Genomic DNA, 4,754 nt, shown 5'->3' with positions numbered 1-4,754 from the left:
CGGACCTCACTCAACCGGCTACAGATAGGGCAACGCCACCTTCTGCTCCGAAGGATCTGGGATCCTTGGAGCGCTGCGGGTGCAAGCTCATCAGCGCGACCAGCCTCCGCGAGCCCGAAGCCTGCCGCTTGAAGGAAAGGCCCAGCCTTATCGGGCTCGAAGGCTACCTGAAGACCGGCGACCGCGAGGTGGACAAGAAGGCTCCGCCTTGGCGCATCAGCGAGCTGAAACAGACCGGTCCCGAAAAATGGGATGGGCTTCTCGGACAGCGAACCGCCAAGACGCGCGTTCGGGTCGAAGCCCAGGTCGATGATTCATCCCCCTCGAAGGTCAGGCTCAAGGTTATCGACACCGCGAACACGGGGTCCTCAGCGTTCTGGATTAGGCTCCAGGATTTCGACCCTGTGCCGTGGTGGCAATGCCCCGCGGACAAAGCGGTCCAGCATTCTGCCATTCTGGTCCGCCCGAAACCCGCCGCCAGACCGGTGACGATCGAGGGCCGGTGGATCAACAAGGCGCTGCCGAAGCGACTATGGTGCTGGACTTGGGTATCGAAGGTCGGGGTGTACTGCGATCCAGCACCATCAAAGGACACCAGCATGTCGGACACGTGGATCTTCCAGCCGGACGAGTTGGAGATCCAGTACTAGTAATTCGCCACGCCAGTTTTCACTTTTCAGTGTAATCACATGGGTCAAGGACGAGCCCGCCGGATCGGTCATACGATTTGATCGTACCGCCCAGGACTGTAAGACCGAACTTCATCTGGCGCGCAAACACGTCGCTCTTCGAGGCCGACAGTCTGCATGTAATCTGCGTCGCAGGACTCATGCTGCCATCGTTGAGAGCAAGGGCGCGCCCGCCTTGCTCATACTCGCTCATGTCTCGGCTATAGATCCTGAACTCCTGGAACTCCACTCGTCCCGTTCCAGCGTTCGCGGCAAGTTCTCGACGAATGACGGGATCGGTCAAGATTTTGGCCGTGTATCCGACCTCTGTCTCGTACTTAAATGTCTTGCCTGTTGCCGGTGGAGGTGGCGGCGGCGGGGCAAGCTGCCTTTCGGCGGCTCTTGGAGTCGGTGCCGGATTGGCGTGCGGAGCTTGAGGCGGTCTCGCCGGAGACTCGCTAACCGCCGGAGGTTGCTGAGACGCGACACGACGCGGTGTCTCGGACGTTCCGAGAAAGACGGCGGCAACAGAAAACGCGAGCTTCGTAGCTGAGTACAACCACGATAGTGTCGCGATGCCACATACGATGAGGACGCCAGCAATCGTTTGCTGTGTCTTTTCATTCAGCTCCCTGTACCCGCGCGCAATACACCTCCAGCCCTCAACCTCATCCGTATCGCCCTCATCATCCTCCGCGATGTCCGTTCCGACAGATATTTTGTCCTTGGCAACGAAGTTTCTGGTCTTGGCGTCGTACACCTCGACAGTCACTTCTGTAAAACCTGCGTTCGATCCGAGCGACCGCAGCACTTCTGCCGCCTGTTCCATCGACGAAAGCGTAGTTAGAAGCTGCCATTTGCCCGCCTGCTCTTGAAGTTTATATACCGGTCCCTCCCCGCTCATTGCAGACGCAGCCTCTCATTGTTTCCAGAGCTTCTAGCACCGGTATTCTTTCTGCTCGGTTATCGGGGCGCCAAGGCTCTCGGCCATCTGGAAAACGGGCTGACTTGCCTGCGCTGACCTTCGAATATGAATCCGCCTACCTAAGACTCAGCATGAATAAGATCTGACTATGTCGCCGTGAATCCTCTCGGCCCACGACATCGATCCTCAATAAGATCGCTCAGCTTTCCATTAGGTTGTTCGCTTTACGGTCAAGCTACCAAGCAAGGACCGAAGACCCATGCGCCGTATCGTACTGACCCTGATCGCGACCCTGGCTCCGCTGGCCGCCTCAGCAGCCTCGAAGGATGGGCACCTGGGCATCGCCCAGTTCATGTTCAAAGGCGACAAGGCGTTCGGGTGCGTGAATCCGAACGGCGACCCCATCGACTGCAAGATCACCGAGGACACCACCTTTAAGATCTTCCGCTCACCCGACAACAAGCACGCGCTGGTGTTCGTCACCTACCTGCCCGACGCCACCGGCAATGCCGTCCAGAGCGCTGCCATCCTGACGGAAGAGGTCGAGACAGGCTGGGGCGTGAAGCGGCAGCTCATCAGCGTCGGCCAGGACCCGTCGAGCATCAAGTTCACCGCGAAGAACGTGACCTTCGTGTCCAAGGTCGCGCGACCCAGTGAATCACGGATCAACCCGACCGGCCGCAAAACCTTCTCGCTGGCCTACTGAGGGCGGAGTCCGATGAGCGATCAAGAGATCCATATCCGCGTCAGACAAGTCCCAACGATACCGCCGTTCCTGGCCTTGGTGCTGGTTATGATGATCTGCGGGATAGTGGCCGCGATCTTCAAATTCATCGGCGAGAATATCGTCGAACTTACCAGCTTTGTCTTTGTCCCCCTGATCGTGTGGTTCGCCTACGGCCGCCGCATGCGCCGCAAAGGTCTATTGATTCACGCTGTCGTCGGGACCATGGGATCCGGACTCCTAACCCTCGCGGCCTTTCAGACCTACGCTTGGCATCAGAACAACCTGCGGGCCGCTGAGAGAGCTGCGTGGCTTAAAAAGTACGAGGAAGAGGCCCCGATCCGTGAAGAGCGGTATAAGCAAGCGTGCATCGACGGCATCGGCTATCTCAAGATTGGGCAAGACGCCAGCGCCTTCACCCTGGACTACTGCGTGAAGTATTTCACGCCCCAACAGACCGCAGATATCTGTCAGTCGCTGGCCAAGCGTCCGCCCATCACGCGGTACGGTTGGAAAACCTGTAATGCTCCCTCTGGCGGACAGGCGCCTCAGCACCTGCACTGATTAGCCGAACCGCATCCTGTAGGCGAAGGCTTCGTCGTCATCCTGAATCCCGATGAGCGGGCCCAGTCCGGTGAAGCTGGGGCAATGCTCTTGTAGCCAAGGTTCGATCTCGGCGAAGGCTTCTTCGTCTTTCTCATCTTCCGGAGTGTAATAGTTTCTGTTCTCAAGATCGGCACGCGACCACCAGTAGACATGGTTGTTTGCGAAAACAAACTGACAGACCATGTGAAACGCTGCACGCACGGCGGTCGTTTCGGACGGTTTACGACACCTGCGGAAATGATCATCCGGATAGGCGCGGTCAATCCCACAAGAGCTGCCCTTTAAGCAGAAACGGTAGATGCTCCAGTACCGGCAAACCGTGTAAACAGCGTGATCGAGTTCAGTCATGTAATATTGTTTCAAACTATGTGAAATACTGCGGCAAACGATGCCGTCAATAATGAACACCGATCATGAAAAGAGGGGCGCTACAGAGCGTGGAGAGACGGTTGCAGAGGGAGAATCAAGAATTTCTGGTCAGAACCTACCAATTGGTAGGCTAGAAAAGATGCCGTCGATGCGACCAAAGCCTCGCGCGTGAGGCAATTCTCCCCCGACGACCCTGACCAGCCGCTTTCGCGCGAAGACGACACAAGTTGTCCTCAAACGTCGCGCCCACAAATGCTTTGGACGCAACCCAATAGGTTTCAATTTAATTGCGGTTGATCATGGCCAATACTCTGACCCAATCTCTGAACATGGTGATCAGGACGCTTCGCGACAAGTCCTGAGGAAGTCTCGAACACGCCACGCGGTCCAGACGATTCCGGTGATCGTGGTCACGCCGCGGTCGTTGAGAGCGTCCGCGCAATGGGGCTCGTGAATCGCGCCATCGAGGCCGCGTGATGCCCGTCTACAACCTTTATACGGCGATTGATGGCGATCTGGACCGGGCGCTCAGGGATCATCCGCGCCACAGCCATCGCGATAGTTGGTCGTACTCCGAGCCTATGGCCAGGCGGACCGTCATTCTCGCTACGGGCGACTTGCGCTCGCTCGACTGGTTCGAGCTGAACGCTTCTGCGGCGGTGATTCACATGCTGAGCGAACCCGAGGGCAATATCGTCGTCCTGGTCGACATCGACGATCCGAACGCGGCTCTTGGGTTCAAACTCCGGTTCAACGCTCCTGAGGTGTCCTGGTAACGAGAAAGCCCCCGGAGATCGCTCTCCAGGGGCTCCTGAGCCTTGCCGGTGATGGTGGGTGGCTCAGACCCGAGACAGCACCCGCGAGACCTGGACGGCGCTCCACTCGCCACCGCGCGCAGTCGGGATGCCCTTGGCGTTCAGGCCAGCCGCGATCTCCCGCAGCGAGACCGCACCCTCAGCCTTGATCTCCGCGATGATCTCGCTCAGGTCCGCCGCCCGCGCCGTCGCCTTGGCCTTGAGTGCCGTAGCGCCCTTCACAGCCGCCGCGTGGGACGGCTTCACGCCCCGATCCCCACCCAGAACCTGACCACGCTCGTTAGCTGCCTGGAGAGCCGCCTTGGTGCGGGTGCTGATCATCTTGCGCTCAGCCTGAGCGACCACCGCCATGATGCCGACGATCATCTCGTTCGCCTCCGGCATATCGGCCGCGACGAACCGAACGCCAGCCGCCTGGAGATTCAGCAGGAACGCGGCGTCACGAGACAGGCGGTCGAGCTTGGCGATCACGAGCGTGGCGTTGTGCAGGCGGCACAGCTTCAGCGCCTCTGCCAGCTTCACGCGGTCATTGCGCTTGCCGCTCTCGACCTCGACCACCTCGGAGATCAGCGTCCACTTCCCGCCGTTGAGGTAATCGGTGACGGCGCGGCGCTGGGCTTCCAGACCAAGGCCCGAAGAACCCTGGC

The 4,754-nt window shown here is 59.1% G+C and carries 7 protein-coding genes; 4 read left to right on the top strand and 3 right to left on the bottom strand.

Annotation, left to right across the window (positions count from 1 at the left end; all coding sequences use genetic code 11):
- Positions 1 to 650, top strand: a 650-nt coding sequence (locus tag I53_RS16095; protein ID WP_210161585.1) for a hypothetical protein, incomplete at its 5' end; no start/stop codon positions are given.
- A 19-nt stretch (positions 651 to 669) separates the two neighbouring features.
- Here I53_RS16095 and I53_RS33290 read toward each other — a convergent pair.
- Complete coding sequence (locus I53_RS33290; protein WP_148291156.1) at positions 670 to 1,572, bottom strand: hypothetical protein; 903 nt, start codon at positions 1,570 to 1,572, stop codon at positions 670 to 672.
- A 280-nt stretch (positions 1,573 to 1,852) separates the two neighbouring features.
- On the opposite strand from I53_RS33290, the gene I53_RS16085 reads away from it, so the two are divergent.
- Both I53_RS16085 and I53_RS16080 read left to right on the top strand, forming a co-directional pair.
- A complete protein-coding gene (locus I53_RS16085; protein WP_043352468.1) occupies positions 1,853 to 2,299 on the top strand; it encodes a hypothetical protein in 447 nt (148 codons plus the stop codon).
- Positions 2,300 to 2,311: 12 nt separating this feature from the next.
- Complete coding sequence (locus I53_RS16080) at positions 2,312 to 2,881, top strand: hypothetical protein (RefSeq protein ID WP_043352466.1); 570 nt, start codon at positions 2,312 to 2,314, stop codon at positions 2,879 to 2,881.
- Here I53_RS16080 and I53_RS33285 read toward each other — a convergent pair whose 3' ends face one another.
- Entirely contained in the window at positions 2,882 to 3,271 is a 390-nt protein-coding gene (locus tag I53_RS33285) for a hypothetical protein (RefSeq protein WP_148291155.1), read from the bottom strand.
- Between the two features lie 497 nt (positions 3,272 to 3,768).
- On the opposite strand from I53_RS33285, the gene I53_RS16070 reads away from it, so the two are divergent.
- On the top strand, positions 3,769 to 4,068 hold the full coding sequence (locus tag I53_RS16070; RefSeq protein ID WP_148291154.1) for a hypothetical protein: 300 nt from the start codon (positions 3,769 to 3,771) through the stop codon (positions 4,066 to 4,068).
- A gap of 63 nt (positions 4,069 to 4,131) precedes the next feature.
- Here I53_RS16070 and I53_RS16065 read toward each other — a convergent pair.
- Positions 4,132 to 4,754 (bottom strand): recombinase family protein (locus tag I53_RS16065; protein WP_043352462.1); only part of this gene is annotated, 623 nt, incomplete at its 5' end.

The sequence above is a fragment of the Methylobacterium sp. B1 genome, assembly GCF_000333255.1.
Taxonomy (GTDB): domain Bacteria; phylum Pseudomonadota; class Alphaproteobacteria; order Rhizobiales; family Beijerinckiaceae; genus Methylobacterium; species Methylobacterium fujisawaense.
Note: the sequence above shows the minus strand (reverse complement) of the source record. Positions and strands in the feature narration are given on the sequence as shown.

What these genes read in the sequence shown, in the direction of transcription:
- I53_RS33290 (WP_148291156.1), bottom strand. Translation starts at nt 1,572, where the DNA reads ATGAGCGGGGAGGGACCGGTATATAAACTTCAAGAGCAGGCGGGCAAA.
- I53_RS16085 (WP_043352468.1), top strand. Translation starts at nt 1,853, where the DNA reads ATGCGCCGTATCGTACTGACCCTGATCGCGACCCTGGCTCCGCTGGCC.
- I53_RS16080 (WP_043352466.1), top strand. Translation starts at nt 2,312, where the DNA reads ATGAGCGATCAAGAGATCCATATCCGCGTCAGACAAGTCCCAACGATA.
- I53_RS33285 (WP_148291155.1), bottom strand. Translation starts at nt 3,271, where the DNA reads ATGACTGAACTCGATCACGCTGTTTACACGGTTTGCCGGTACTGGAGC.
- I53_RS16070 (WP_148291154.1), top strand. Translation starts at nt 3,769, where the DNA reads ATGCCCGTCTACAACCTTTATACGGCGATTGATGGCGATCTGGACCGG.